The organism is Nocardioides flavus (ex Wang et al. 2016), assembly GCF_014653115.1.
GTDB lineage: Bacteria > Actinomycetota > Actinomycetes > Propionibacteriales > Nocardioidaceae > Nocardioides > Nocardioides flavus.
Window position 1 is genome coordinate 15,593 of the sequence record NZ_BNAD01000003.1, and the last position, 25,509, is coordinate 41,101.

Genomic DNA, 25,509 nt, shown 5'->3' on the forward strand with positions numbered 1-25,509 from the left:
CTCAGGGGTTCTCGTCGGGGCGGGTCTGGGGGTCGTGCAAGGTCGCGTGCAGCAGCTCGAGGAGCCCGGGCACCAGCTCGGTGCCGTTGACCACGGACTGCTCGTCGTCGTGGGCCCTCAGCCGCAGGGCGCAGTAGGACGCGCCGGCGCGGGTGACGCCGGCGACCATCCGCACCTCCTGCCGGTCGGGGTGCTCGCGGGCGTAGAGCTCGGCGGCGGCCGGGTCGTCGGGAATGTCGTCGTCGGTGCCGGGTGGCAGGACCAGGCGCTCGATGACCGCGGCGCAGCCCGCCACGCTCTCGGGCCAGGCGATCGTGTGGAGTGCCTCTTCGAGGGAGTGGCCGGGCGGGAGCCCGTCCTGCTCGATCGGGGTGAACGACCCGTCGTCGCCGGGCCCGTCGATCTCCATCATGGCCGCGAGCGCCGGCTCCTGGGCCACGAGCGCCGCGGTCTCGACGAGGGCGTACAGGCGGGCCGGCTGGTCCCAGCCGTCCTGCGCGACGTGGGCCTCGATCTCGAGCACGGCCGCGGCCAGCGCGGGGTCCTCGGGAAGCGGCTGGTCGGGCAGCGACTGGTCGGGGAAGGGCTGGTCGGGCAGGTCGGTCATGACGCGGTGTCCTCGCAGGTGGGGAGCTCGGTGTCGGGGTCGGCGACCCAGTCGGCCAGGGTCTCGACGGCGCGATGCATCGTGGTCGCGCGGGCCAGCCGCATGCCACCGGGGTCCACTCCCCCGATGCCGTCGCAGTTGTCGGCCGGCACGAAGAAGAGGTCGGCGCCGGCGTCGCGGGCGGCGGCGATCTTCTGCTGGATGCCGCCGATCGGGCCGACCTCGCCGGCCGGTGTGATCGTCCCGGTGCCGGCCACGTCGGCGCCGCCCGTGATCGAGCCCGGGGTCAGCGTGTCGTAGACGGCCAGCGCCATCATCAGCCCGGCGCTGGGACCGCCGATGTTGTCGGAGATGTCGACGGTCACCCGGAACGGGAAGTCGAAGCCGACTCCCGGGGAGATGCCGATCCGGAGGTCGCCGTCGACCTCCTCGGGCGTGATGTCGACGCTCACCTCCTCGCCACCGCGACCCACGACGAACGTCAGGGGCTCGCCGGGCACGGCGGCGTCGACCGCGTCCACCACGTCCTGCGCGTCGGCGATGGGCGTGTCCCCGACCCGCAGCAGCCGGTCGCGCACCTCGAGCAGCCCGTCGGCGGGCAGGCCGGGGGTGACGCTGGTGACCTCGACGACCGGGTCGAGCTCCTCGCCGAGCTCGGTGAGGGCGGCGGCGACGGCGGTGTCCTGGGACGAGGTCATCGCGGCCTCGGACTCACGGTCGCTGGACTCGTCGGTCTCGTCGGGGGCGTAGATCGACGACCGGGGCCACACGGCCGCGTCGGGGTCGAAGTAGGCCTGCATCAGCTCGGGCAGGGTGACGTCCTCCTGCGGGGTGCTGACGTAGACCGTCGTCATCCGCAGCTCGCCGTCGTCGTGGTAGGCCTCGCGGCCGTCCACCCGGACGATCTCACCTGCGTCGGACTCGGCGAGGATGTCGACCGTCGGTCCGGGGTAGTAGGTGACGTAGGGCAGCGGGACGAACACGGCGCTGGCCCAGAGGACGGCCAGCAGGCACAGCGCGAGCAACCCCGCCCTGGTCCGCTGACTCATGGGCGCAACTCTCTCAAACGACGGCAACCTGCCCGCACCCAGCCGTGCCGCCAGCGGGTCCGGAGCCCACGTCAGCCGGCACGGCGGGTCGTGCCACGGCTCGCGGGGGCGCTGTGGCTGGGACGCACCGCGATGCCGGTGCTGCGGTCGCGCGCCGGGGCGGACGTACGCCGGGTGCCGGCCGGCAGGTCCTTGGCGAGGGCCCGGCCGAGCCGCTGGGCGGCGACGTCGCGGTCGACCTCGCCGCGGCCGTCGCGGCTGGCCCACGACACCCACGCCATCGCCGCCGCCGTGACGACGGCGGACGGGACGAGCCAGAGCAGGATCTCCACGCGCCGAGCGTAGGCGCCCGCGGGGGCGTGAGCGCGGAGGTCCTACGGCGTGCCGACCCACTCCTCGGTGCGGTCGTCGAAGACCTGGTGCTTCCAGATCGGGACCTCGGCCTTGAGCGTGTCGATCAGCGCCCGGGAGGCGGCGAACGCGTCCCCGCGGTGCGCGGCGGTCGTGGCGACGACCACCGCGAGGTCGCCGATGCGCAGCTCGCCGACCCGGTGCACGGCGGCCACGCCGCGTACGTCGTGCTCCTGCGCCACGCGCCGGCAGACGTCCTCGAGGCGGGCGAGCGCGGTCGGGTGCGCGGAGTAGTCCAGCGCGGTCACGCCCTTGCCGCCGTCGTGGTCGCGCACCTGGCCCACGAAGAGCGTGAGGCCGCCGGCACCGTCGTCACCGAGCGCGTGGAGGACCTCGGTGACGTCGAGCGGGGTGTCGCGGATGTCGACGAGGCGCACGGGATCGCGGGCGGCGTCGGAGGCGGCATCGGAGGCGGCATCGGTCACGCGACCGAGTCTAGGAGAGCAGGGGTGCCGAGGCTGGGCGCGGTGAGTACCGTTGATGCCATGAGTGACACCCCCGGAGGCGGACAGTCCGGCCAGGGCCCCGACGAGAACAACCCCTTCAAGGGCACGCCCTTCGAGCAGATTTTCTCCCAGATGGGCGGCTTCGGAGCGGGCGGCGGGATGCCCGACCTCAACGCGCTGATGTCGCAGATGCAGTCGCTGTTCGCGCCCCACGACGGACCGGTCAACTGGGACACCGTGACCGACCTGGCGCGCCGCGCCGCCGCGCAGGAGCCGGACCCGGCTGTCACCGCGGTGCAGTCGGGTGCGGTCGCCGATGCGGTGCGTCTCGCCGACCACTGGCTCGACACCACCACCGAGTTCCCCTCCGGCGTGACGACGACCGCCGCGTGGTCGCGGGCGGAGTGGATCGTGGAGACCATCCCGGTCTGGAAGGTGCTCGTCGAGCCCATCGCGGGCTCCGCCACCCAGGCCCTCGGCCAGGCGATGCCCGAGGAGATGCGCCAGCTCGCCGGCCCGCTGATGGCGATGCTCGGCAAGGCCAGCGGCGCGATGGTCGCCTCGCAGGTGGGCAGCGGTCTCGGTGCGCTCGCCGGCGACGTGCTCAGCGCCTCCGACATCGGCCTCCCGCTGGGCCCGATCGGCAAGGCCGCCCTGCTGCCGACCAACGTCACCGCCTTCGCCGCCGAGCTCCCCGACGTCTCCGCCGACGACGTGCTCCTCTACCTCGCCCTGCGCGAGGCGGCCCACCAGCGCCTCTTCGCGGGCGTGCCGTGGTTGCGCGACCACCTCCTCGGGGCGGTCGCCGAGTACGGCGCCGGGATGGACTTCGACACCTCCGGCATGGAGACCAAGCTGCGCGAGGTCGACATGACCAACCCGGCTGCGATGCAGGACGCCCTCGCGGGCGGCCTGTTCGACCCCGAGCCGTCGGCCGCGCAGAAGGCCGCGCTGGAGAAGCTCGAGGTGACGCTGGCGCTCGTCGAGGGCTGGGTCGACGAGGTGGTCAGCCAGGCCACCGCCGAGCGGATGCCGGCCGCGGCCAAGCTGCAGGAGACCGTACGCCGCCGGCGCGCGGCGGGCGGGCCCGCCGAGCAGACCTTCGCGACGCTGGTGGGCCTCGAGCTCCGTCCCCGCCGGCTGCGCGACGCCGCGACCCTCTGGGGCTCGTTGCGCACCCGCCAGGGCGCGGAGGCGCGCGACGGCGTGTGGATGTCGCCGCACCTGCTCCCGACGGCCGCCGACCTCGACGACCCGCTGGGCTTCCGCGAGGACTCGGTGACGCCCGAGCAGCTGTCGGAGGAGGAGTTCGACGCCGGGCTGCGCGACCTGCTCGAGGGCGGGTCCGGCACCGACTCGCCGCCGGAGTGACCCTTCGCGACGGGCGCGGGGCGCCCTCCTCAGGACAGGCCCTTCGCGACGGGCGCGGGGCGCCCTCCTCAGGACAAGGGCTCCACGAGAGCGCGCTCGCCACGCTGTCCGGGTGGGTCGCGCCGACGCCGGAGCAGGCCGTGCTCCGCGACCGCTACGTCGCCCACCTCGTCCGGCACCCCGACGGCCTGGCCAAGGCGTGCTTCCCCGACCACCTCACGGCCGGCGCCATCGTCGTCTCCCCCGACGCCGACGCGGTGCTGCTCAACCACCACCGCAAGGCCGACGCCTGGCTCGCCTTCGGCGGCCACCTCGAGCCCGGTGACCCGTCCCTGGCCGCCGGAGCACGGCGCGAGCTGGTCGAGGAGTCGGGTCTGGCGTCGTTCGACTTCGACACCGAGCCGCTCTCGCTCGACGAGCACACTGTGGAGTTCTGCTCGGACCGCGGCACGGTCCACCACCTCGACGTACGATTCCTCGCCACCGCGGAGCCCGACGCCACCCATGCCACGAGCGAGGAGTCGCTGGACGTGCGCTGGTGGCCGGTCGAGGCGTTGCCGGCGACCTTCGACGACATGTACGTCCTCATCGACGCCGCCGTGGCGCGGGTGCGCAGCCGTCAGTCGTTCTCGATGCCGGGCGGCGGCTCGAGGCGCGCGCCGGCGGAGTAGCCCTCGAGGTAGCCCTTGGCCTTCTCGGCGCGGGGATAGCGGTCGACCCACGCCCAGAACGCCGGGGTGTGCCCGGCCTCGAGCAGGTGGGCGAGCTCGTGGACGAGGACGTAGTCGACGACCCAGCCCGGCACCTGCTGCAACCGGTCGCTCAGGCGGATGGTGCGGTCGCTGGGGGTGCAGGAGCCCCAGCGGGAGTTCTGGTTGGTCACCCACCGCACCGACGCCGGCGTGGCCAGCCCGCCGAAGTAGAGGTCGTTGAGCTTGGCGGCGCGCGAGACCAGGTCGTCGTCGGAGCGCAGCTTGCGCTTCTCCTGCCGCTGGACCCGCGCGACCATGTCGGCGACCCACGTCGCCTCGTCGCGCTTGCTCATCGTGGCGGGGATGAGCACGACGATCCGGTCGCCGTCGCGATAGGCCGAGACCGTACGCCTGCGGCGGCGCGAGCGGCGCACCTCCACGTCGGGCGGGACGGCCGGGGTGCTCATGTCCTCGAACCTAGCCGCCACCACCGACGACGGCCCACCGGACGCGCGGGTCAGAGCCGGGCCGAGGCCCACGTCAGCAGGCGGTCGCGGTCCCAGGTGTTGACGATCCGGTCGGGGTCGATCCCCGCCTCCGTGGCGCGCGCGGCGCCGTGGTCGAGCATGTCGAGCTGCCCGGGGGCGTGGGCGTCGGAGTCGATCGAGAAGAGGCAGCCGAGGTCGCGAGCGAGCTCCAGCAGGCGGGTGGGCGGGTCCCGTCGCTCGGGCCGCGAGTTGATCTCGACCGCGACCCCCTCCTCGGCGCACGCGGTGAAGACCGCCTTCGCGTCGAACCGGCTCGGCGGCCGGGTGCCCCGGTTGCCGGTGACGAGCCGTCCGGTGCAGTGAGCCAGCACGTTGGTGTGCGGGTCGCGCACGGCCGCGACCATCCGCCGGGTCATCGGTGCCTCGTCCATCTTCAGCTTCGAGTGCACCGACGCCACCCGCACGTCGAGCCGCCCCAGCATCTCGGGGGTCTGGTCGAGCGAGCCGTCGTCGAGGATGTCGACCTCGATCCCCTTCAGGAGGGTGAACGCGCCGCCCAGGTGCTCGTTGACGGCGTCGACCACCCCGAGCTGACGCGCGAGGCGCTCGGCGCTCAGGCCGTTGGCCACCCGCAGCCGCGGGCTGTGGTCGGTCAGCACGAGGTAGTCGTGACCGAGCTCCATCGCGGTCATCGCCATCTCCTCCAGCGGCGAGCCGCCGTCCGACCAGTCGGAGTGCGAGTGGAGGTCCCCGCGCAGGAGTGCCCGCAGCTCCTCGCCGCCCCGGGCGAGCGGCCCCGCCGTCGCCTCCAGCCGCTGGAGCCGCTCCGGCACGACCCCGCGGCATGCGTCGGTGATCACGGCAGCGGTGCTCTTGCCGATGCCGGGCAGCTCGGTGAGCGTGCCGGCCTCCGCCCGGGCGCGTACCTCCTCCTCGGGCAGCGGCAGGATGGTGCGCGCGGCGTTGCGGAACGCCTCGATCCGGCGGGTCTCCTCGCGCTGGCGCTCCATCAGGAACGCGATGCGTCGCAACGTGGCGACCGGCCCGCGTGCGGCCCCGGACGGGGTGTCGTTCACGTCTTCTCCTCCACAGCCTGACGGTTGGCGAACCCGCTGGTTATCCGCACAGTACGGGCCTGCGCGCGGGCGTGTCGCCCACAGCCCCGTGCACACCCGGACTGCGGTCGTCCACCGCTCCGCCGTCGGGGTGCACAGGCTGTCCACAGCCCCGTCCACAGGGGTGGAGGGACACCCGTTGACCGGCCGGGGCGGCGGCCCTAGCGTTGCGCAGCAGAAGGGCCCCACGGCTCTTCGACGCCAGCAGGGGAAGGCAGGCGTCGGAGGCCGCGGGGCCCCTTCCCACGCGGAGGGTCACTCGCCGCGGAAGCGCGGCGCCCGCTTGTCCCGTGCCGCCGCGATGCCCTCCTGGAGGTCGGCCGTCGCGAGCGTCATCGGCTGGGCCAGCGCCTCCCACTGCAGCGCGGACTCGAAGTCGGCGTGACCGCCGTCGGCCAGGGCGATCTTGGTCAGCCGGGCCGCGATGGGCGCGGTGGCCGCGATGCCGGCCGCGGTCTCGAGCACCTCCTCGAGGAAGCCCTCGCGGTCCAGGACTCGCGAGACCAGGCCCAGGCGCAGGGCCTCGTCGGCCTCGACGACCCGGCCCGTGAGGAGGAGGTCGCGGGCGTGCGCGGGGCCGACGACGTCGGGCAGCAGCCACGTGCCGGCCATGCCGGCGTGCATCCCGAGCTTGTTGAACGGCAGCCCCAGCTTGGCGCCGTCGGCGGCGTAGCGGATGTCGCAGGCGAGGGCCAGGCACAGGCCGGCGCCGATGGCGTGGCCGTTGACGGCGGCGATCGTCGGCACCTCCAGGCGCCGGATCGAGAGCCACGCCCGGTAGAACGGCAGCATCCGCGAGCGCAGGTGGTCGACGCTGGCGTCCGGCTCGCTGGCGATCCACGAGGTGTCGCCCCCGGAGCAGAAGGCGCTCCCCTCGCCGGTCACCACGACCGTGCGCACCGTGGGGTCGGCGGCCAGGGCGTCGATGGCCTCGACCCACGACGAGGTCATCTCCTCGCTCATCGCGTTGCGCATGCCGGGGTTGTCGAGGGTCAGCAGGACGACCCCCTCGGACGGGCGCTCGAGACGCAGGTGCCTGAGGTCTGGATCGAGGTCTGGGGCGTGGTCTGGGGTGTGGGCGGACATGGGCCGAGCGTACTGATGCGGCCGAGCGTGGACGCAGCAGGTTTCACGCTCAGCGCGTGTGGTGCGTGAGCGTGGGCCGAGCGTGGCGTAGGGTCGCACGCGGAGCCCTGACGCAGGTCAGGTTCCCCGGCGGGCTTCCCCTTCGACCACCCCGTCGCGACGACCACGAAGAAACAAGCAAGGAGGCCGTCATGGCGGAGACCTGGAGCGGCGAGTTCTACTGCGTCAAGTGCAAGGAGAAGCGCGAGGCGGAGGGCGAGATCAAGGTCAACGACAAGGGCACCAAGATGGCCAAGGGCGTCTGCCCGGTCTGCGGCACCAACCTGAACCGCATCCTCGGCAAGGCCTGAGCCCCACCCCGTAGTCACCGAGCGGCGGCGTCACCCTCCGGGGTGGCGCCGCCGCTGGCATCTGCCCTGTGGACGACGGCCGGCGCCGGGACCGGTCGTGGCACCGTCGGAGGCGTGAACGGTCCTTCGTACGCCTCGCCCGTCCGGGCCCAGCTCGACTGTCCCGCGCCGTGGCGTGAGGTCGTCCTCGACGCACTCGCCGCAGCCGGCGTCGTCGTCGACGACGGCGCTCCCGTCGGGGTGGCCGTCGCCGCGGGCCGGCAGGTGTCCGCGGTCGTGGACGACTGGAGCGTCGCCTCGCTCCCCCACGTGCTGGTCGCGGTGCAGCCGTACGCCGTCGAGGTCGGGCCGTGGGCGCTGCCGGGCGTCGGTCCGTGCGCGAGGTGCGTCGCCGCGGCGGTCCTGGACGTCGGCACACCCGCCCGTACGGGCCAGGCGCCCCGCCCGCTGCTGGCTCTCGCGGCCGGCGCGGTCGCCCGCGACCTTGGTGCCTGGGCCCGCGGCGAGCCACCGCACTCGTGGCTCACGTCGTGGCGCTTCGACCACGAACCCGTGCCCACCGCTCGCCGGTGGGAGCGCCACCCCTACTGCGGGTGCGCGTGGTTCGAGACCGCCTGAGGCTCACCACCACTCGCTGTCGAGCTTGCCCTCCATCGCCCGCAGGTTCTGCCGCGAGCAGGCGTCGCAGAACACCTGCCGGCGCCCCCGCTCGACCGCCGTGCTCCACGTCAACGTCTGCTCCTGCGGCGCCTGGGTGCCGCAGAAGTCGCACGTCACGAGTTCGCTCACACGGCGAGGCTACTCCGCGCGCACGTCCCTCGACGGCAGCGAGCCGGTACGTCGTCACGGTGACGACGTACCGGCTCGCTGTGTGTGCTCACCCGCGATCAGGGTGAGAGCCTCCCCCGGTCGGGGACGGATCAGATCGCGCGAGCGAGGGCGAGACGCGCCTGCTGCGCGGCCTGCTCGGCCTTGCGGCTCATCCGACGGGCCAGGGCCAGCTGGTGGCCGCGTCGCAGTGCGTGCGCCTCTCCCAGGCGCGCGGACATTTGCGCGCGGGCGAGTTCTTCATGCATGAGATTCATGTCGTTGCGTCCATTTCGGTAGGTCTTCATCGATGTGTTTCCTGTGTTTCCTCGGAGGTGTCTGAGCGGTGGTGCCTCGCGGCGGCCCCGTCAGCTGAGCTGCCCGACCCGGTGGCCGGCTAGGCGACCTGCACGGTCTGGTCGGACTTGCGGGGCCGGCCTCGCGGCCGCTTGCGCGGGATCACCACGCCCTGGAGGAAGAGCTCGCCTCCCCAGACGCCCCACGGCTCACGCCGTTCGAGGGCTCCGTCGAGGCACAGCGCCTGCACCGGGCAGTCGATGCAGAGGGCTTTGGCGTGCTCCACGTCCGCGGGGGACTCGGCAAACCACAGCTCTGCGTCGTTGACGCGGCAGGGCAGCAACTCCTCATCCACTCCGGCAGCTGCGTCGTGCAGTGCTCCGAGGGGGGCCTGGGGCTCCACCACGGTTGCGTCGGCAGCTCGGTTGCGGTCGAGAACGCTGATGGTCATGTGTTCACCTCCTACTCGTTGACCTGATCGCGGGTGTTGACTCACTGGACAAACAGAAAGGCCGCGGATCCCGGGTGTCGGGTTCCGCGGCCTGGAGGCTGCCGATGTAGGTGCGTGACCTATGTCGACGGACTCCAGGCGGGAGAACCCGGGAAATCGCCCTTGATGCGAACGATGGCGGCGGCGTCCTGGACAGCCACCACGCCAGCGCCGAAGGCGCGCGTGTGCGCGCAGGGGCGGCCGAGGGTGGACATGCCGAAGGACGGCGTCCAAGCCGTCATCGTCTTCGTGTAGTTCTCCATGGGGGCCACCTCCTTCGGGGCATCGGGCGCGGATCCTTGTCAGGGATCCCATGCGCGTGGGTTGTTGGGTGGAACGTTAGACCCCTCACAACGTCAGGGGCAAACCATTTTATGGGTATTACCGAGAATTCTTTTCCGGACCGGCTCCGACGGCCTCGCCCGCGACGAGGGCGAGCACCTCGTCGCCGTACTTGGCGATCTTGCCCGGACCCACGCCGCTGATCGCGCGCAGGCCCTTCTCGTCCCGGGGGACGTGCTCGGCGATGAGCTGGAGGGTGGCGTCGGTGAAGACCACGAACGCGGGGACGCTGTCGGCAGTGGCGCGCTCCAGCCGCCATGCCCGCAGGCGCTCGAAGAGGGCTTCGTCGTAGGAGGCCGGGCAGTCGGCGCACCGCCCGGTCTTCTTCTCGAGCGCCGTGGAGAGCGCCGTCCCGCACTCGCGACAGTGCATGGCGGCGCGGTTGCGGCGGCTGCGCTCACGCCGCTGCCCCGTGACCCCCGGCACCCCGTCGAGCAGGGGCGCGAGGAACGGCGAGCTCCCGCGGTTGGAGCGGCCGCCGGGCTCGCGGGCCGTCGCCCACGACACCGCCAGCTCGTCACGGGCGCGGGTCATCGCGACGTAGAGCAGCCGACGCTCCTCCTCGACCTCGGCCGGCGTCTGCGCCTGGGAGATCGGCATCATCTTCTCGTGCATGCCGGCGACGAAGACGGCGTCCCACTCCAGGCCCTTGGCGGAGTGGATGGTGGCGAGGGTGACGGCGTCGGCCACGGGGGCGTGCTGCTCGCTCGCGCGGCGGTCGAGGTCGTCGACGAAATCGCCCACGCCGGCTTCGGGCCGCTCACGGCCGAACTCGGTCGCCAGGTCGACCAGCGCCTGCAGGGACTCCCAGCGGTTGCGGACCTCTCCCCTGCCCTCGGGGGGCTCGGTGGAGTGCCCCATCTGCGACAGCACCGCGACCACCGCCTCCGCCACGGCTCCGGAGGCCTCGCCGCTGCGCGCGGCGCCGCGCACGAGGGTGATCGCCTGCCGCACCTCGGCGCGGTCGAAGAAGCGTGCCGCACCCCGTACGACGTAGGGCAGGCCGCGCGCGGCCAGCGCCTCCTCGAAGCGCTCGGACTGGGCGTTGATGCGCAGCAGCACGGCCATCCGGCTCGCGGGGGTGCCCGAGGCGCGCAGCGCGGCGATGCGCTCGGCGACGGCGTCGGCCTCCGCGACCTCGTCGGGGGCCTCGCGCCAGGTGATCCGCGCACCGGAGGGGCGCTGGGCGACGAGGTCGACGCCCTTGCTGGGGGTGCCGGCGAGCAGCTGGTTGGCGGCGCCGACGACCTCGGGGGTCGAGCGGTAGTTGCGCACGAGCTCGACGCTCGTCGCCGACGGGAAGCGTTGGGTGAACTCGCGCAGGTAGCGGGCGTCGGCGCCGGCGAAGGAGTAGATCGTCTGGGCCGGGTCGCCGACGACGCACAGCTCGTCGCGCCCGCCGAGCCACAGGTCGAGCAACGCGTGCTGGAGCGGGGAGACGTCCTGGAACTCGTCGACGACGAACCACTTGTACTGACGGCGGACCTGCGCGGCGACCGCCTCGTTGTCGGCGAGGAGGCCTGCGCCGAACAGCAGCACGTCCTCCATGTCCATCCGGCCCTGGCCGCGCTTGACCTCCTCGTAGGCGTCGAACGCGCGCGCCACGACCTCGGGGTCGAGACCGGAGACCGCACGGCCGCGGCTGCGGGCGATCGCGGCGTAGGACTCGGGGCTGACGTTGGAGACCTTGGCCCACTCGATCTCGCTGGCCAGGTCGCGCAGCGTGGCCTGGTCGACGCCGAGCCGCTGGCGCCGGGCGGCGAGGGCGAGCATGCCGAGCTTGGACTCGGTGAGCTCGGGCAGCTCGCGGTTGTGCACCCGCGGCCAGAAGAACCGCAGCTGGCGCAACGCGGCCGAGTGGAACGTACGGGCCTGGACGCCGGGAGCGCCGAGCGAGCGCAGCCGCTCACGCATCTCGCCGGCCGCCCGGGTCGTGAAGGAGAGCGCGAGGACCTCGGTCGGCGCGTAGACCCCCTGAGCGACGCCGTGGGCGATGCGGTGCGTGATGGCGCGGGTCTTGCCGGTGCCCGCGCCGGCCAGGACGCGCACGGGGCCGCGCAGCGCCTCAGCGACCTGCCGCTGCTCGGGATCGAGCGCTTCGAGCAACGGAACAACTCCTGGGGGATCGTGGTTGAGGGGGTGTCTGACCCTTGTCCAGAAGCCTAGACGCCGGAGGGGACACTCCATCCCATGACCTTCACGATGTTCACCACGCCCTGGTGCGGCTACTGCCACCGCCTCAAGAGCCAGCTCGACCGCGAGGGGATCCCCTTCTCCATCGTCGACATCGAGGCCGAGCCGGAGCACGCCTTCACCGTCGAGCAGGCCAACGGCGGCAACCAGACCGTGCCGACGCTGCTGTTCGGCGACGGCAGCACGCTGACGAACCCGTCCGTGGCACAGGTCAAGGAGAAGCTGGCCGCCCTCGCCTGACCGGCCGAGGGGTTCCGGGGTTAGCCTGACGTCGTGTCACTGCTGAACTCGATCGACCGCGACCACGTCCTGACCGCGATGGAGACCTGGGACGCGGCGGGCGGGGCCAACTACATGCTCGTGCGCGGCGGCGTCTCCACCCACGTGCTGCTGCACCGCGGCAGGGAGTACGACGCCGCGGCGATCGCCGGCATCGCGCACGGCCTCGCCACCGGTCGTACGCTCACGCCCGCCGACATCCCCGGCGGCTCAGCCGGCGCGAGCAAGGCGCTGACCCGGCTCGGCTTCCAGATCCGCGACGACTCGCCCCCGACCGAGCGGGTGCCCGGCACGCGCGCCCGCACCCCGCGTACGCCCTCCTCCGCCCGTGCGGCGTCGACCCGCGCCACCTCGACGCCGCGTTCCTCGCGGGTGGCCGCCAGCGACAAGCCGGTCACCCTGTGCCCGCGCTGCTTCATCGCGCTGCCCGCCACGGGCGTGTGCGACACCTGCGACTGACCAGCGTGTCGAGGCACCTGAGCCCGCTCAGCCCCAGCCGGGGCCCTCGAGAGGGCGGCCGAACCAGTCCTCGATGAGCGAGGAAGAGATCGAGACGCCGCGCGGCACGAACATCTCGCCCGTGCGCACCGCTGTCTCGAACGCCTCGCGGCTCCACCACCGGGCTTCCGCGATCTCGGCACCGTCGACGTCGATGTCGGTCGTCAGCGCCCGGCCGGTGAAGCCGAGCATCAGGCTCGCCGGCAGGGGCCACGGCTGGCTGCCGAAGTAGCGCACCTCGCCCACCCGTACGCCGACCTCCTCGGCCACCTCACGGCGCACCGCGTCCTCGAGGGTCTCCCCCGGCTCGCAGAATCCCGCCAGCGTGGACCACCGTCCTGCCGGCCACGCGGCATTGCGGCCCAGCAGCAGGGCCTCCTCCTCACCCTCGCCGTGGGTGATCGCCATGATCACCGCCGGGTCCGTGCGCGGGAACTGTGCCCGCGCGCACTGGGTGCAGCGCAGCTCGTGACCCGCGGCCCGGCTGACCAGGCTCCCGCCGCAGCGCGCGCAGAAGCGGGTGGCGTGGTGCCACTCGGCGAGCCCGACCGCGTGCATCAGCAGCGGCGCTTGGTCGGGTGCCTGGTCGGCGAGCACCGGCAGCACCGAGCGCAGCGGCACCCACTCCTCAGGGGCGCCGTCGGCGTCCCTCGGGTCGACGACCACGGCGAGGTGGACCAACCCCGCGACCTCGCCGAGCAGCACGAGCGTCCCGTCGGGCGCGTCCTCCGGCGACACCCACTCCACGACCCCGTCGCGGGGCCGCAGCCGGTTGCCGGCGACCACCAGCACCCGTGTCGACTCCTCCTCCATGCGCGCGGCCAGCCAGGCCTCGTCGGTGCGCCTCAGGCCCATGCGGTTGTGGGCGTGGGCCGACAGGGCGACGTGCGGGAGGGGGCGCTCGGCGGTCACGTCGACCACGCTAGTGGGTCCCGGGTCGGTAGCGTCTGGCCCCGTGAGCACGCACATCGGCGCCCGTCCCGGCGACATCGCCCCCACCGTCCTGCTGCCCGGCGACCCCCTGCGAGCGAGGTGGATCGCCGAGACCTTCCTGACCGACGCCCGCTGCTACAGCGAGGTCCGCGGGATGTACGGCTTCACCGGCACCTGGAACGGCCATCCCGTCTCCGTGCAGGGCTCCGGCATGGGCCAGCCCTCGATGGCGATCTACGTCAACGAGCTCTTCACCCACTACGACGTGCAGTCGGTCGTACGGGTCGGGTCGTGCGGTGCGGTGAGCGAGGCCGTCGCCGTGCGCGACGTCGTCATCGCCTCCGGCGCGTGCACCGACTCCGCGATGAACCGCATCGCCTTCCACGGCCTCGACTACGCCCCCGTCGCCGACTTCGGCCTGCTGCGCCGCGCGGTCGAGGCAGCCGAGGCGCGCGAGGGCGGCTCGCCGTTCCACGTCGGGCTGGTGTTCTCCAGCGACTCGTTCTATCCCGCACGCCCGGAGCTGCTGGGCGAGATGGTGCCGTACGGCGTGCTGGCCGTCGAGATGGAGGCCAGCGCCCTCTACACCCTCGCCGCGAAGCACGGCCGGCGCGCGCTGGCGATCTGCACCGTCTCCGACCACGTCATCCACGGCGAGGAGACCTCCGCGCAGGAGCGCGAGCAGACCTTCGGCGAGATGGTCGAGATCGCGCTGGCGGCCGCTTTGCGCTGACGTATCGCCGGGCGGTGCGTGAGGCCGGTTCTCGGCGGCCAAAAGATGTTCCACGCACCGCTCGAGCGAGCCGAGTTGGATCAGAGGGCGAGCAGCTCCTCGAGCTCGGCACGCCCGGGGAGGTCGTCCGGCTCGATGGTGCGGCCGGTGCGGACGTAGTGGAAGACCGCGCGCACGCGTTCGAGCGGCGTGCCGGTGAGCTCGGACCAGGCCAGGCGGTAGAGGGCGAGCTGGAGGGGGTCGGCGGCCTCGTGGCGGCTGGTCTTCCAGTCGACGACGAGGAAGCCGCCGCCTGCCGACTCCGGCTCGGCGTAGACGGCGTCGATGCGGCCGCGGACGACCTGGCCCGCGAGCACGAGGGCGAACGGCGCCTCCACGGCGTGGGGGGCGCGGTCGCCGAAGGGTCCGTCCTCGAACCGCTTGACCACCTCGCCGAGGTCGGCCTCGTCGTCGATGCCCGCGTCGGCGCGACCCGGCAGCTCGTCGGGCTCGATCAGCGCCTGCTGGCCGAAGCGGTGCTCGACCCAGGCGTGGAAGGCGGTTCCGAACCGTGCTGCCGGGGCGGGCGGTCGCGGCATCGGGCGGGCGAGCTCGGCGGCGAACGTCTCGGGGTCGTCGCGCAGCCGGGCCAGCGACGTGGCGGACAGGCTGCTGGGCAGCGGGAGGTCGAGGGTGGTGGCCCGCTCGGCCCGGGCCTCGGCGAGGAGCTGGGCGAGGTCGTCGTCCCACTCGGCCACCCGGGCCGCCTCCACCACGTCGAGGCCGTCGTCGGGTGCGGTGGGGTCGACCGAGCGTACGAGGTCCGCGGCGGCCAGCCGGCGGCGCGCCTCCTGGCCGACGCCTGGCACCGGCCACGGGCGCGAGGTGTCCACGTCGTCGTTGGGGTTGGGTGACTTCGCCGGCGGTTTCTCCAGCCACCGCTCGACCGGCCGGCCCCAGTCCTCGAGCTGGTCGCGCACCACCTGCTGGTAGGCCGAGGGCCCGAACGGCGTCGAGCGCTGCCCCCAGACGTAGGACGTCACGCTGAGGTGGTGGGCGGCGCGGGTGAAGGCGACGTAGCCGAGGCGGAGCTCCTCCTCGGCGTCGTGGGCCTTGGTCGCGGCGCGGTAGGCCTCGAGGGCGGCCTTGTCGTGGCCGGCCAGCTGCGGTTGGTCGGCCCGGTCGCCGCGCAAGGGCGCGGGCAGCACGGCCGGAGAGGACGTCCACAGCGTGCGCGACCGGTTGCTCGGGAAGCGGGTCTCCCCCACACCGACGCAGAACACCGAGGACCACTCGAGGCCCTTGGCGCGGTGGACGGTGAGCAGCTTGACGGAGTCGGCGGCAGTGGGGGTGGCCACGTCGAGACCGTTGCCCTGGTCGTCCTCGGCGGTGAGGTACGCCAGCAGCGCCGGGAGGGTGACGTCTCCGTCGACGGACTGGAACTCCGCGACCGCCTTGACGAAGAGGTCGAGGTTGTCGCGCCGGGCGGCTGCCGCAGGCGAGGTCGCCGAGGCCAGCTCGACGTCGACCCCGGTGGTGTCGATGATGCGGCGGACCACGTCGAGGAGCGGGTCGCCGACGTGGCCGCGCAGCCGGCGCAGCTCGGCGGCGAGGAGGCCGAAGCGCTCGAGCGCCTCGGGAGAGTAGGCCGCCTCGCCCGGGGACTCGACGGCGTCGCTGAGCGCCGGCAGCTCGGAGGCGTCGATGCCGTCGGCGATCTGGAGCAGCGCCTCCGCGATCGACGCGGTCTCCCGCCGCCCGCGCACGCCGGCGATCTCGGCGGCGCGCTCGGCGAGCAGCCGCAGGTCGCGCGGACCGATGGCCCAGCGGGGACCAGTGAGCAGCGTGAGCATCGAGGAGTTGGCCGTGACGTCGTGCATCAGGGTGAGCGTCGCGACGACCTCGGCGACCTCGGGCAGCCGGATGAGTCCCGACAGCCCGACGATCTCGACGGGGACGCCCGCGGCGGTGAGGGCGTCGTAGACCTCCTCGGCCTGGGCGTTGTCGCGGCTCAGCACACCGATCTCCGACCACGCGGTGCCGGCCTCGTGCACCCGCTGCACCTCCTCGGCCAGCCACCCGAGCTCGTCGACCGCGCGCTCGAAGACGTGGGCCTCGACGTGGCCGTCGGCGGCTCCCTCGGCCGCACGCAGACGGGCGACCTTATCGCCGTAGGCGGCGAGCAGGGGCTCGGCGAGTCGGTTGGCGACGTCGAGGATGTGCCGGTCGGAGCGCCGGTTGACGGTGAGCGGCAGCCGCCCGGGCTCGCCGTCGGCGGCCGGGAAGGTGTCGGCGAAGTTGAGGATGTTGGACACCGAGGCGCCGCGCCAGCCGTAGATGGCCTGGTTGGGGTCACCGACGGCCATCACCGGGTGCCCGAGGCCGTGATCGGGATCGGGACCGGAGAAGAGCCGGGCGAGCATCGTGGCCTGCGCGACGGACGTGTCCTGGTACTCGTCGAGGAGGACGACCTTGAACCGGGCACGCTCGAGCTCTCCGACCTCGGGCTGGTCGTCGACGAGCCGGGCCGCGAGGGCGATCTGGTCGCCGAAGTCCATCAGGCCCAGGTCGGCCTTGAGGCGTCGGTAGCCGGTGACCAGCTGGAGGAGCTCGGCGCGCCGGTCGATGGCATTGATCGCCTTCGCCGGCGGGTCGAGGTAGGTCTTGCGGGCCTTGCCGGCCTGCTCCTCAGCGAGCGCGCGCTCGAACCCGCGCCGGGCCTCCTCGTCGATCCGCCGCACGTCGTCGGCGTCGACGAGGTGCTCGCTCATCGCGCCGTCGAGGGCGAGGAGGTTCTGGATCGCGGTCGCCGGGTGGTCGGTCAGCAGCTCGATGTGTCCGGTGAACCGCTCGATGACGCGCGCGCCGAGCTGGTAACGGGAGGCGTCGGAGACGACCCGGGTGTCGGGCTCGTGGCCGATGCGGAGGCCGTGGTCGGTGAGCAGGTTGGCAGCGTAGGCGTGGTAGGTCGCGACGGTCGGCTCGAGGACGTCCTCGCCCTCGGCGACGACCGACCGGTCGAGCAGGCCGGCAGCCCCGAGCGCGGCTGTGACCCGCTGGCGCAGCTCGGCCGCGGCCTTGGTGGTGAAGGTGAGGCCCAGGACCTCCTCGGGGCGGACCTTGCCGGTGGCGACGAGCCACACGACGCGCTGCGCCATCAGGGTGGTCTTGCCGCTGCCGGCGCCCGCGACGACCACCGTGGGCCGCAGCGGCGAGGTGATCGCGGCCCACTGCTCGTCGCTCGCGGCGTGCGCGGCGCCCATGAGGGCGCGGAGGTCCTCGGGGCTGTCGAGCGGGACCGGCCGGAACGGCGGGGCCGCCTGCGGGGGCGGGACTGGCTGGGTCACTGGACGGTCACGCTCCCTGCGCCCTTGGCCGGGCAGATGGCCGTGAACGGGCAGTCGCGGCAGTGCGGACCCGCCGTGGCGGGGAAGGTCTCGGACCGGACGAGGTCGGCAGCGCGGGCGAGCCCGGCGCGGAGCGCGAGCCGCTCGGCCCCCTCGTCGGCGTGCGGCGGCTGCGCCTGCACCTTGGCGCTCGCGGAGTCGTCGTCGATGCCGAGCTGGACCAGCTCGGCACCCCCGGAGCTGAACGACCGGCCGGACGGGTCGTCGAGCGCCCCGGAGTCGACGGCGTACTGGTAGAGCGCGAGCTGGAGGTTGCCGGCGACGGCCGGACCGGTGGGAGCGGCGCGAGCGCTCTTGAAGTCGACGACGACCACACGGCCCGCGTCGTCGATCTCGAGACGGTCGGCGAACCCGGTGAGCCGGACCGATCGTCCGTCGACGTCGACCACGCTGGCGAAGCGCTGCTCGGCGCCGAGGAACTCGCGCGGGTTGTCGAGGTGCCACTGGACGAAGCGGGCCACGGACTTGCGGATGCGCACGAGCTCGCGCCGGCGCGACCACGGTGTGCGGAACGCGAGCCGGTCCCACACGGCCTCGACCTCGGCCATCAGCGGCTCCACCTCGGCCGGCAGCTCGCCGACGGCGACCCGCTCGGCGAGCGCGTGGAGGACCTGGCCGAGGTTGGCGGACTGGTGGACCGCCGAGACACCGCCGGCCTCGCGCTCGAAGAACCACTGCGCCGGGCAGGTGAGGATGGACTCGAGCATGCTCGCCGAGACGGGTACGGGACCCTCGGGGTCGCGGATCGGCTGCACGGAGCGGGTGGCACTGCGGGTGCCCCACCAGCTGGACGGGTCGGCCGACGGCACCAGCCGGCGGCCGTCGACCTCCTCGGCCGCGAGCGCGGCCAGCCGGCGGGCGGCCGCGTCGCGCAGCGGCGGTGACGTCGCTGGGTCGGCGGCGGTGCGACGCAGCTCGGCGACGAGTCCGCCGAGGGAGAGCGGGCGCGGCGGCCGGCCGTCCTGGTGGTCGATGGTCACCCCGAGCTCCTCGAGGAAGCGGGAGGGCTGCTCGCCGTCGTCGTCGGGCGAGCGCACCGCGCTCACGACCAGACGCCGTCGGGCGCGGGTGCACGCGACGTAGAACAGGCGCCGCTCCTCCATCAGGAGCGCCCGCGTGGTCACGGGCGGGACGAGGTCGGGGTGGCCGGCGGCGTCGACGCCGATCCGGTCGGCGCCGAGCAGGGTCGTGCGGCGGCGCAGGTCGGGCCACCCCTCCTGCTGCACGTGGGCGACCACGACGAGGTCCCACTCGAGGCCCTTGGAGCGGTGCGCGGTGAGCAGGCGGACGGCCGCGCCGCGTACGCCCTGCTCGGCCAGGGTGTCGGCCGGGAGCTGCTGGGCGACGACGCTGGCGAAGAACGCCGCCACGCCGACGTGGTCGCGCTGCTCGACGGCGCGCGAGGCGAGGTCGAACAGCGCCACGATCGCGTCGAGGTCGCGGTGGGCGCGCCGCGCTCCCGCTCCCCCGCCGTCGACCTGGCGACGCAGCCGCTGCGGCCAGGTCGTGCCGGACCACAGGTGCCAGAGCACGTCCTCGACACCGGCCCGCTCGGCCAGCATCCGCGCCCCCTGTCCGAGCAGGGTGGCGAGCGCGGCGGCGCGGTCGACGTCGGGCCCGTCGAGGCCGTCGAGGAAGCCGGGCTCGACGACGGCCAGCCGGAGCAGCTCGCGCGAGGTGCGGCGCTCGGAGGCGTCGGCCGCGGCCTTCTCCCGCGCGCGGAGGCGGCGTACGAGGGCACGCAGGTCGGAGGCGTCGAGCCCGCCGAGCGGCGACAGCAGCAGCGACTCGACGCGGCCGGGGTCGAGGAAGTCGGGCGAGTCGGGGTCGTCGTTGTCGAGGTTGACCACCGCACGCAGCGCGTCGAGCAACGGGACGACGGCGGGGTCGTGGACCAGCGGCAGGTCGTCGGAGGCGACCTCGACCGGCACGCCGGCGGCCGCGAGCGAGCGGCGCAGCGGGGGGATGCTGGCGCGTCCGGAGCGGACGAGCACCGCCATCCGGTCCCACGCGATGCCGTCCTCGAGGTGCGCGCGTCGCAGCAGGTCGGCGAGCCGCTCGGCCTCGGCGCGCTCGGTGTCGTAGGTGACGACCTCGACCCGGCCCGCTCCCTGCGGGCCCGGCACGGCCTCGGGGGCGAGGAACGCCTCACGGGCGGCGGTGTCGATGCTGCCGGTGAGGGTGAGCCGGCCGGCCACCCGGCCGGCCGCCAGCAGGATCCGCGGGCCGAAGCGGCGGGTGCGCTGGAGCACCACGACCGGCGCCGGCGCGCCCGATGCCGTGGGGAAGGCCGCCGGGAAGTCGAGGATGCCGCGCACGTCGGCGCCGCGGAAGCCGTAGATCGACTGGTGCGGGTCGCCCACCACCGTGAGGTCGCGGCCGTCGCCGGCGAGCGCGCGCAGGAGCGCCACCTGGCCGGGGTCGGTGTCCTGGTACTCATCGACGAAGACGTGGCTCCAGCGGGCACGCAGCTCGTCGCGGTGCGCCTCGGCCTCGATGACGGCGCGTCGGATGAGGTCTGAGTAGTCGGTGGCGCCGAGGTTGTCGAGGACGGTGAGGTACTGCTCGAGGAAGAGGCCGGCGGCGACGAGCTCGGGCAGGTCGTGCTCGATGCCGAGCGCGCGCAGGCCCGCGGGGTCGAGCCCCTTCTCCCGGGCGCGGGCCAGCACGGCCTGGACCTCGCGGACGAAGCCGCGGGTGCCGGCGGCGCGACGCAGCTGCTCGGGCCACACCACCGACTCGGGGTTGTCGCGCAGCAGCTCGCGCAGGACGACGTCGGCCTCGGGCGCCGACAGCAGCCTGATGGCCCCCTCGTAGAGCTCGGCGGGGGCGTACTTCCTCACCAGGGCGTAGGCGAAGGAGTGGAACGTCGAGCAGGACGCCGCGGACGTCGTCCGGGCGACGCGCGCGGTCACCCGGTCGCGCAGCTGCTCGGCGGCCTTGCGCGAGAAGGTGAGCGCGAGCACCGCGTCGGGCGAGGCGCCGCGGACCTCGATGCGGTCGACGATCGCCTCGACGAGGGTCGTCGTCTTGCCGGTGCCGGGACCGGCGAGCACGAGCAACGGACCGCCCTCGTGGTCGACGACGCGCTGCTGGTGCTCGTCGAGCTCGGGCACCACGACCTCGCGGTCGGGCTGCACCAGGCGGTAGCGGGTGGTCGGCGTGCTCACGGGGCCAACCCCATCACGCGGGACCGACAGTCGCCTGCCGGCCCCGCGCGGGAGCGTACGACGTGTCGTCAGCCGAGGTCGACGATCGCGGCCACGGGGCCGCCGCCCTCGGGGCCCTGGTGGGCCGCGGAGACCGACACGAAGACCGCCGGGTCGCCCGTGACGGCAGCGGTCACGCCGCCGACGCACGCCTTGATCTGGCGGTGCCAGTGGACGTCGGAGTCGTCGAGCATCGCGTTGCGGCGACCCCGGACCATGCCGTCCTGGCTGGCCTCGCACTTGAGGAACACGTTGACGAGCCTGCCGTCGAGGTCGCTGGTGCGCGGGCGCTCGGGCAGGTCGAGGCCGGCGGAGCGGATGGCCTCCCAGATGCCGTCGGAGTCGAGCGCGTCCTTCATCACCGAGTGGCCGATGCGGTAGCGGCCGCCGACGCCCTTGGCGTTGCCGACCACCACGATCTGGGCCTGGTCGAGCTCGACGCCCGAGGAGCACGACGCCACGGAGGAGTACAGCTCACGGTTGTGCATGACGTCGGCGTCGGTCGGCATGTCGATCTCCCCGAGCGCGACGGCGATGCCGAGGCCGGTGACGCCGTTGGAGAGGTCCATCGACTCGTGGGTGTGCTCGGTCCAGACCTTCTTGCCGCGCGACTTGGCGTCACGGATGGTGTGGATCGTCAGCAGCGGGGTCTTGGTCTGCACGTAGTGCACGTCGGCGGGGTCGGTGATGCCGGCGCGCTCCATGGCGACCCTCACGCCCGCGGCGACCTTCTCGATCATCGCGGTGTAGCCGATCTCCTCCGGCAGGATCGCCTCGCTCATCGCGAAGCCGGCGGTGAGGCGCATCTCCTCGCGCGAGGGGTCGTCCTCGGGCACGTCGGTGGTGGCGAAGATCGTGGCGTGGGGGCTGATCACGCCGTCGGTGCCGCCCGACCACACGATCGGCACGCCCTTGACCTGCTCGGGGTCGGCGCCCTTGGCGACCAGCGCCTCGCGGAACGCGCGGTCGGCGATGATGCGCGTGTAGTCGTTGACGCCGCCGTTGCCCTCGGTCTTGCCGATGATCGCGAAGACCCGGTCGGCGGCGATGACCCCGTCGTCGATGAGCTTCGTCAGCTCCGAGGCGTCGGCCACGGAGTGGATGGGGACCTTGCGGACCTCGATGGCAGAGGGCATGGCAGTGCTTCCTTTCGGGTTGTGGTCAGTTCGGTACGACGACGGTGCCGGCGTCACCGGCGACGGCGTCGGTGATGTGGTCGAGGCTGGTGATCACGCCGCGCTTTCCGGTGGCCTCGACGAAGCGGCACACCGCGTCGACCTTGGGGCCCATCGAGCCCGAGGCGAAGTGGCCCTCCTCGGCGTACGCGCGGAGCTGGCCGACGGTGACGGTGCCGAGCGGCTCGGCGTCGGGCGTGCCCCAGCGGATGACGGCGTGGGACACGTCGGTGGCGATCACGAGCACGTCGGCGTCGGTGGTCTGCGCGAGCAGGGCCGCACCGAGGTCCTTGTCGATCACGGCCTCCACGCCGACCAGTGAGCCGTCTGGGCGGCGTACGTGCGGGATGCCGCCACCACCGTTGGCCACGACGACGAAGCCGGCCTCGATCAGCGCCAGGACGGCCGGGGCGTCGATGATCTCGCGCGGCTCGGGCGAGGCGACGACGCGGCGCCAGCCCTTCTCGCCGCGGTCCTCCCAGGTCTCGCCGTGGTCCACCAGGACCTTGGCCTCGGCCTCGGGCAGGTGCCGCCCGATCGGCTTGGTCGGGTGGGTGAAGCCCTCGTCGTCGGCGTCCACGAGCGTACGGGTCACGAGCGCGGCGCATCGGCGGTCGACCGACCGGGCCGCCAGCTCGCCGTCGAGGGCGTCCATCAGCACGAAGCCGAGCGTGGCCTGCGTCTGCGCACCGCACCAGTCCAGCGGGACGGGCGGCACGACGCCCGCGGCGAGCTCGTTCTTGACGAGCAGGTTGCCGACCTGGGGGCCGTTGCCGTGGGTGATGACGACGTCGTGGTCGTGCTCGAGCAGGCCCGCGACCGCGGCCATCGCCACGCCGGCCGCCTCGATCTGGTCCTCGGGGCGCGCGCGGCCGTCGGCGTTGGTCATGGCGTTTCCGCCGAGTGCGAGCAGGACCCTCATGGCGCAAACCTAGTGTCGGCGCTCACACCGCCCCACGGCAGATTCGGCCAACGACGGCCGGGATCGATGGCAACAGTTGTTACGTGCGGAGGGGCAAACCAGGCTGGCGGGGAAGATCCTCGCGACATTCCGGGCGCGATCGTCCCCACTGTTCGTCAGGCAATGACGCGGTACCGCTCGAGACGGCGGCCGGTGGCGCGCGAGCTGGCCAGGCACTCGACGACGGTGAGCACCTTGGTCGGACTCATCCAGCCCTGCGACGGCTTGTGGAGCGCCCAGCCGCCACCGAGCGTCACCGCCGCGTGCTCCACGAGGCCGGAGGGCGCGCGCCACACGAGCACGGTGCCCGGCGCTTCGTCGCGTCCTCCGGGCCGGGTGTGTGCTGCGAGCCAGTCCTCGAAGGGTTCGCGCAGCATCCAGACCTCGTCGGCCCCTGCCACCCCGGCGGCTGCCATGACGGTGCCGAAGCAGTTGGGCCCGCTGCGCTCGGGGAAGGTGCCGGCGATGCGTCGTGCACCGGGCACGACGCCGGCAGCGGCCCCCCAAACCTCCTCAGGGACCTCGTCGTGGCGGCTCGGGCGTCGCCCCTCCTCGACGTAGTCGGTCAGCGCCTCCGACTCCACGCGCGCGAGCAGCGACGGCCACCACACGAACCGGTGGCCGTCGGCCTGCCGTCGCACGGCTGCACCGAGCCGCGGCTCCCAGGCCCGGACGCTCGGCACGACCTCGCGACCCCACGTGACCTGCGCGCGCACGAGCCGGGCACGAAGGACACGTGGCAGCGCCGCGAGCCCGTCCTCGTCGAGCCACACGTGCCGCAGCCCGCCGGGCGGGCCGTAGAGGCAGAAGGTGTCCCGGACCTCGTCGCCGAGCTCCTCCTCGCGACCGCCGACCGCCACCGCGAGCGCCTCGTCGGCGAGGAACGGCTGGATGCTAGGGGCGAACCAGCCGGCCCACCGCTCGACGAGCCGGGACGGGACGTCGATGCCGAGGACATGCACGCGCAGACCCTCTCACGAGTGCCTCATCGGCCCACCGGGGTGGTGGCGCGGGACGCCCGGACGTCGTCGTACCAGCCGGCCAGGCGTCCGCTGCGGCTGACCGCACGCAGCCGCTCCTCCACCGCGCCCCGCGCCTCGCGGGAGGTCGCCACGAGCGCGTGGTCGCCGGCCCGCAGGGTGGTGTCGGGCCCGGGGACGAAGACCTCGCCGCCGCGCATCACGAGCGACAGCACCGCCCCGGCCGGCAGGCGGAGCTCGGCGACCTCCACGCCGGCCAGCTGGGAGCCCGGGCCGACGGAGAACTGCACCAGGGTGGCGTGCAGGTCGTCGAGCGGTGCGGAGTCGATCGACACGTCCCGGGGCGCGACCGGCTCCGTCACCCCGAGCCGCCGCGCCGCCCACGGCAGCGTCGGCCCCTGCACGAGGGTGAAGACCACGACCAGCACGAAGACGACGTCGAAGACCCGCTCGGCGCCTTGCAGCCCCACGGCCGCCGGGATCGTCGCCAGCACGATCGGCACCGCCCCGCGCAGCCCCGCCCAGCTGATGAACGCCTGCTCGCGCCACGGCACGCGGAAGGGTGTCGCGCACACCAGCACCGACAGGGGGCGCGCGACGAAGGTCAGGACGGCACCGACGACGAGCGCGGTCGGCAGCGCGTCGGGCAGCCGGGCCGGGCTCGCGAGGAGGCCGAGCAGCACGAAGAGGCCGATCTGGGCGAGCCAGGCGAGGGACTCGACGAACCCCGTCGTGGTCCCCTGGTGCGGGAGGCGGGCGTTGCCGAGGGTGAGCCCGGCGACGTAGATCGCGAGGAAGGGGCTCGCGCCCGCGACCCCGGCCACGGCGAAGGCCAGGAAGGTGAGGGCGACGGTCGCCAGGGGGTAGAGGCCCGCAGCGGGCAGGGCGCTGCGGCTGAGCAGCCACTGGCCCGCCAGCGCCACGGCGGCGCCGAGGACGGCTCCCACCACGAGCTGGTAGGCGATCATGGCGCCGACCCCCACGACGCCGGCCTCGCTCCAGGCGCTGGACGTCACGACGGTGACCAGGATGATGACCGGGGGGTCGTTGAAGCCGGACTCGGCCTCCACCACCGCTCGCAGCCGTCCCTTGACAGGCAGCCTGCGCAGCACCGAGAAGACCGCCGCCGCGTCGGTCGACGACACGACCGCCCCCAGGAGCACGGCGGTGCGCACGTCGACGTCGAGCAGCACGTAGACCAGTCCGGACGTCACGCCCACGGACACGAAGACGCCGACCGTCGCCAGCACCCCGGCCAACCAGCCGACCGGGCGCACGACACGCAGATCGGTGCTGAACCCGCCCTCGGCGAGGATCACCGCCAGCGCCACCGACCCGAGCACCTGGGTGAGGGCGGCGTCGTCGAAGTCGAGGCCGAGACCGGACTCGCCGATGGCCAGCCCGACGCAGAGGAACACCAGCAGGGTCGGCAGGCCAGCGCCCGACAGCAGCCGCACCGCGGTCACGCAGCCCAGGAGGACCGCGGTGGTCACGAGCAGGACCACGTTGAGCTCGTCGGCGCTCACGGATCTCTCCGGGGGGCGAGCAGCACCTCGACCCGCGTCACCTCCAGTGCCTCAGCGGCGTGGGCGTCGGGCGGCATGCCTCGAG

General features: G+C 73.6%; 26 protein-coding genes. 7 read left to right on the forward strand and 19 right to left on the reverse strand.

Translation table 11 applies throughout. From position 1 onward, the window contains the following. Position 1 precedes the first annotated feature (1 nt). The 4 genes from IE200_RS07015 to IE200_RS07030 form a co-directional block, all read right to left on the reverse strand. On the reverse strand, positions 2 to 607 hold the full coding sequence (locus IE200_RS07015; RefSeq protein ID WP_229856229.1) for a PPA1309 family protein: 606 nt from the start codon (positions 605 to 607) through the stop codon (positions 2 to 4). Beyond that, a complete protein-coding gene (locus tag IE200_RS07020; RefSeq protein ID WP_191278697.1) occupies positions 604 to 1,656 on the reverse strand; it encodes a YlbL family protein in 1,053 nt (350 codons plus the stop codon). Before IE200_RS07020 ends, IE200_RS07015 begins: the two co-directional genes overlap by 4 nt. Positions 1,657 to 1,727: 71 nt before the next feature. After that, positions 1,728 to 1,988, reverse strand: coding sequence for a hypothetical protein (locus IE200_RS07025; protein WP_229856230.1), 261 nt, complete (start codon positions 1,986 to 1,988; stop codon positions 1,728 to 1,730). A 42-nt stretch (positions 1,989 to 2,030) separates the two neighbouring features. After that, entirely contained in the window at positions 2,031 to 2,492 is a 462-nt protein-coding gene (locus IE200_RS07030; protein ID WP_191278698.1) for a molybdenum cofactor biosynthesis protein MoaE, read from the reverse strand. Positions 2,493 to 2,552: 60 nt separating this feature from the next. On the opposite strand from IE200_RS07030, the gene IE200_RS07035 reads away from it, so the two are divergent. Together IE200_RS07035 and IE200_RS07040 are read left to right on the forward strand one after the other, a co-directional pair. Continuing rightward, the gene (locus IE200_RS07035; RefSeq protein WP_191278699.1) at positions 2,553 to 3,884 is read left to right on the forward strand and encodes a zinc-dependent metalloprotease; all 1,332 of its coding nucleotides are present in this window, start codon (positions 2,553 to 2,555) and stop codon (positions 3,882 to 3,884) included. Beyond that, the gene (locus IE200_RS07040; RefSeq protein WP_191278700.1) at positions 3,881 to 4,555 is read left to right on the forward strand and encodes an NUDIX hydrolase; all 675 of its coding nucleotides are present in this window, start codon (positions 3,881 to 3,883) and stop codon (positions 4,553 to 4,555) included. Before IE200_RS07035 ends, IE200_RS07040 begins: the two co-directional genes overlap by 4 nt. On the opposite strand, the gene IE200_RS07045 is transcribed toward IE200_RS07040, so the two are convergent. From IE200_RS07045 to IE200_RS07055, 3 genes are all read right to left on the reverse strand, one after another. Further along, positions 4,504 to 5,043 (reverse strand): M48 metallopeptidase family protein, encoded by a 540-nt coding sequence (locus IE200_RS07045; RefSeq protein WP_191278701.1) that lies wholly within the window; start codon positions 5,041 to 5,043, stop codon positions 4,504 to 4,506. The genes IE200_RS07040 and IE200_RS07045 overlap by 52 nt on opposite strands. Positions 5,044 to 5,093: 50 nt before the next feature. Next, complete coding sequence (locus tag IE200_RS07050; RefSeq protein ID WP_268245533.1) at positions 5,094 to 6,140, reverse strand: PHP domain-containing protein; 1,047 nt, start codon at positions 6,138 to 6,140, stop codon at positions 5,094 to 5,096. 294 nt (positions 6,141 to 6,434) lie between these two features. Beyond that, positions 6,435 to 7,265 carry an enoyl-CoA hydratase/isomerase family protein gene (locus IE200_RS07055; protein ID WP_191278702.1) on the reverse strand — a complete coding sequence of 277 codons (831 nt, stop codon included), beginning with the start codon at positions 7,263 to 7,265 and terminating at the stop codon, positions 6,435 to 6,437. Positions 7,266 to 7,456: 191 nt separating this feature from the next. Here IE200_RS07055 and IE200_RS07060 point away from each other — a divergent pair, with 191 nt between their 5' ends. Together IE200_RS07060 and IE200_RS07065 are read left to right on the forward strand one after the other, a co-directional pair. Further along, a complete protein-coding gene (locus tag IE200_RS07060) occupies positions 7,457 to 7,615 on the forward strand; it encodes a DUF5679 domain-containing protein (RefSeq protein WP_090969683.1) in 159 nt (52 codons plus the stop codon). A gap of 114 nt (positions 7,616 to 7,729) precedes the next feature. After that, complete coding sequence (locus tag IE200_RS07065) at positions 7,730 to 8,233, forward strand: hypothetical protein (protein ID WP_191278703.1); 504 nt, start codon at positions 7,730 to 7,732, stop codon at positions 8,231 to 8,233. Between the two features lie 3 nt (positions 8,234 to 8,236). Here IE200_RS07065 and IE200_RS07070 read toward each other — a convergent pair whose 3' ends face one another. From IE200_RS07070 to IE200_RS07090, 5 genes are all read right to left on the reverse strand, one after another. After that, positions 8,237 to 8,404 (reverse strand): hypothetical protein, encoded by a 168-nt coding sequence (locus IE200_RS07070; RefSeq protein ID WP_191279097.1) that lies wholly within the window; start codon positions 8,402 to 8,404, stop codon positions 8,237 to 8,239. A gap of 131 nt (positions 8,405 to 8,535) precedes the next feature. After that, positions 8,536 to 8,730, reverse strand: a complete 195-nt coding sequence (locus IE200_RS07075) for a hypothetical protein (protein WP_191278704.1) — start codon at positions 8,728 to 8,730, stop codon at positions 8,536 to 8,538. Between the two features lie 89 nt (positions 8,731 to 8,819). Further along, on the reverse strand, positions 8,820 to 9,170 hold the full coding sequence (locus tag IE200_RS07080; RefSeq protein WP_191278705.1) for a WhiB family transcriptional regulator: 351 nt from the start codon (positions 9,168 to 9,170) through the stop codon (positions 8,820 to 8,822). A gap of 119 nt (positions 9,171 to 9,289) precedes the next feature. Continuing rightward, positions 9,290 to 9,472, reverse strand: coding sequence for a hypothetical protein (locus IE200_RS07085; RefSeq protein ID WP_191278706.1), 183 nt, complete (start codon positions 9,470 to 9,472; stop codon positions 9,290 to 9,292). A 118-nt stretch (positions 9,473 to 9,590) separates the two neighbouring features. Then, the gene (locus IE200_RS07090; protein WP_229856232.1) at positions 9,591 to 11,657 is read right to left on the reverse strand and encodes an ATP-dependent DNA helicase UvrD2; all 2,067 of its coding nucleotides are present in this window, start codon (positions 11,655 to 11,657) and stop codon (positions 9,591 to 9,593) included. An 84-nt stretch (positions 11,658 to 11,741) separates the two neighbouring features. Here IE200_RS07090 and IE200_RS07095 point away from each other — a divergent pair, with 84 nt between their 5' ends. Both IE200_RS07095 and IE200_RS07100 read left to right on the forward strand, forming a co-directional pair. Beyond that, on the forward strand, positions 11,742 to 11,984 hold the full coding sequence (locus IE200_RS07095) for a mycoredoxin (protein WP_191278708.1): 243 nt from the start codon (positions 11,742 to 11,744) through the stop codon (positions 11,982 to 11,984). Between the two features lie 33 nt (positions 11,985 to 12,017). After that, entirely contained in the window at positions 12,018 to 12,482 is a 465-nt protein-coding gene (locus tag IE200_RS07100; protein ID WP_191278709.1) for a hypothetical protein, read from the forward strand. Positions 12,483 to 12,509: 27 nt separating this feature from the next. Here the strand turns inward: IE200_RS07100 and nudC are convergent, their stop codons facing one another. Continuing rightward, entirely contained in the window at positions 12,510 to 13,433 is a 924-nt protein-coding gene (nudC, locus tag IE200_RS07105) for an NAD(+) diphosphatase (RefSeq protein ID WP_229856233.1), read from the reverse strand. A gap of 43 nt (positions 13,434 to 13,476) precedes the next feature. On the opposite strand from nudC, the gene deoD reads away from it, so the two are divergent. Further along, entirely contained in the window at positions 13,477 to 14,187 is a 711-nt protein-coding gene (gene deoD / locus IE200_RS07110) for a purine-nucleoside phosphorylase (RefSeq protein ID WP_191278710.1), read from the forward strand. Between the two features lie 80 nt (positions 14,188 to 14,267). Here deoD and IE200_RS07115 read toward each other — a convergent pair whose 3' ends face one another. From IE200_RS07115 to IE200_RS07140, 6 genes are all read right to left on the reverse strand, one after another. Then, positions 14,268 to 17,513: an ATP-dependent DNA helicase gene (locus IE200_RS07115; protein ID WP_229856235.1), complete on the reverse strand. Its 3,246-nt coding sequence runs from the start codon at positions 17,511 to 17,513 to the stop codon at positions 14,268 to 14,270. After that, complete coding sequence (locus IE200_RS07120) at positions 17,510 to 20,743, reverse strand: ATP-dependent helicase (RefSeq protein ID WP_229856236.1); 3,234 nt, start codon at positions 20,741 to 20,743, stop codon at positions 17,510 to 17,512. The genes IE200_RS07115 and IE200_RS07120 overlap by 4 nt, the downstream gene beginning before the upstream one ends. Before the next feature lie 68 nt (positions 20,744 to 20,811). Next, positions 20,812 to 21,918, reverse strand: a complete 1,107-nt coding sequence (bar, locus tag IE200_RS07125) for a barbiturase (protein WP_191278711.1) — start codon at positions 21,916 to 21,918, stop codon at positions 20,812 to 20,814. A 25-nt stretch (positions 21,919 to 21,943) separates the two neighbouring features. After that, positions 21,944 to 22,879 (reverse strand): carbamate kinase, encoded by a 936-nt coding sequence (locus IE200_RS07130; protein ID WP_191278712.1) that lies wholly within the window; start codon positions 22,877 to 22,879, stop codon positions 21,944 to 21,946. 155 nt (positions 22,880 to 23,034) lie between these two features. After that, positions 23,035 to 23,880 (reverse strand): hypothetical protein, encoded by an 846-nt coding sequence (locus tag IE200_RS07135; RefSeq protein WP_191278713.1) that lies wholly within the window; start codon positions 23,878 to 23,880, stop codon positions 23,035 to 23,037. A 23-nt stretch (positions 23,881 to 23,903) separates the two neighbouring features. After that, a complete protein-coding gene (locus tag IE200_RS07140) occupies positions 23,904 to 25,424 on the reverse strand; it encodes a potassium/proton antiporter (protein WP_191278714.1) in 1,521 nt (506 codons plus the stop codon). Positions 25,425 to 25,509: the final 85 nt, after the last annotated feature.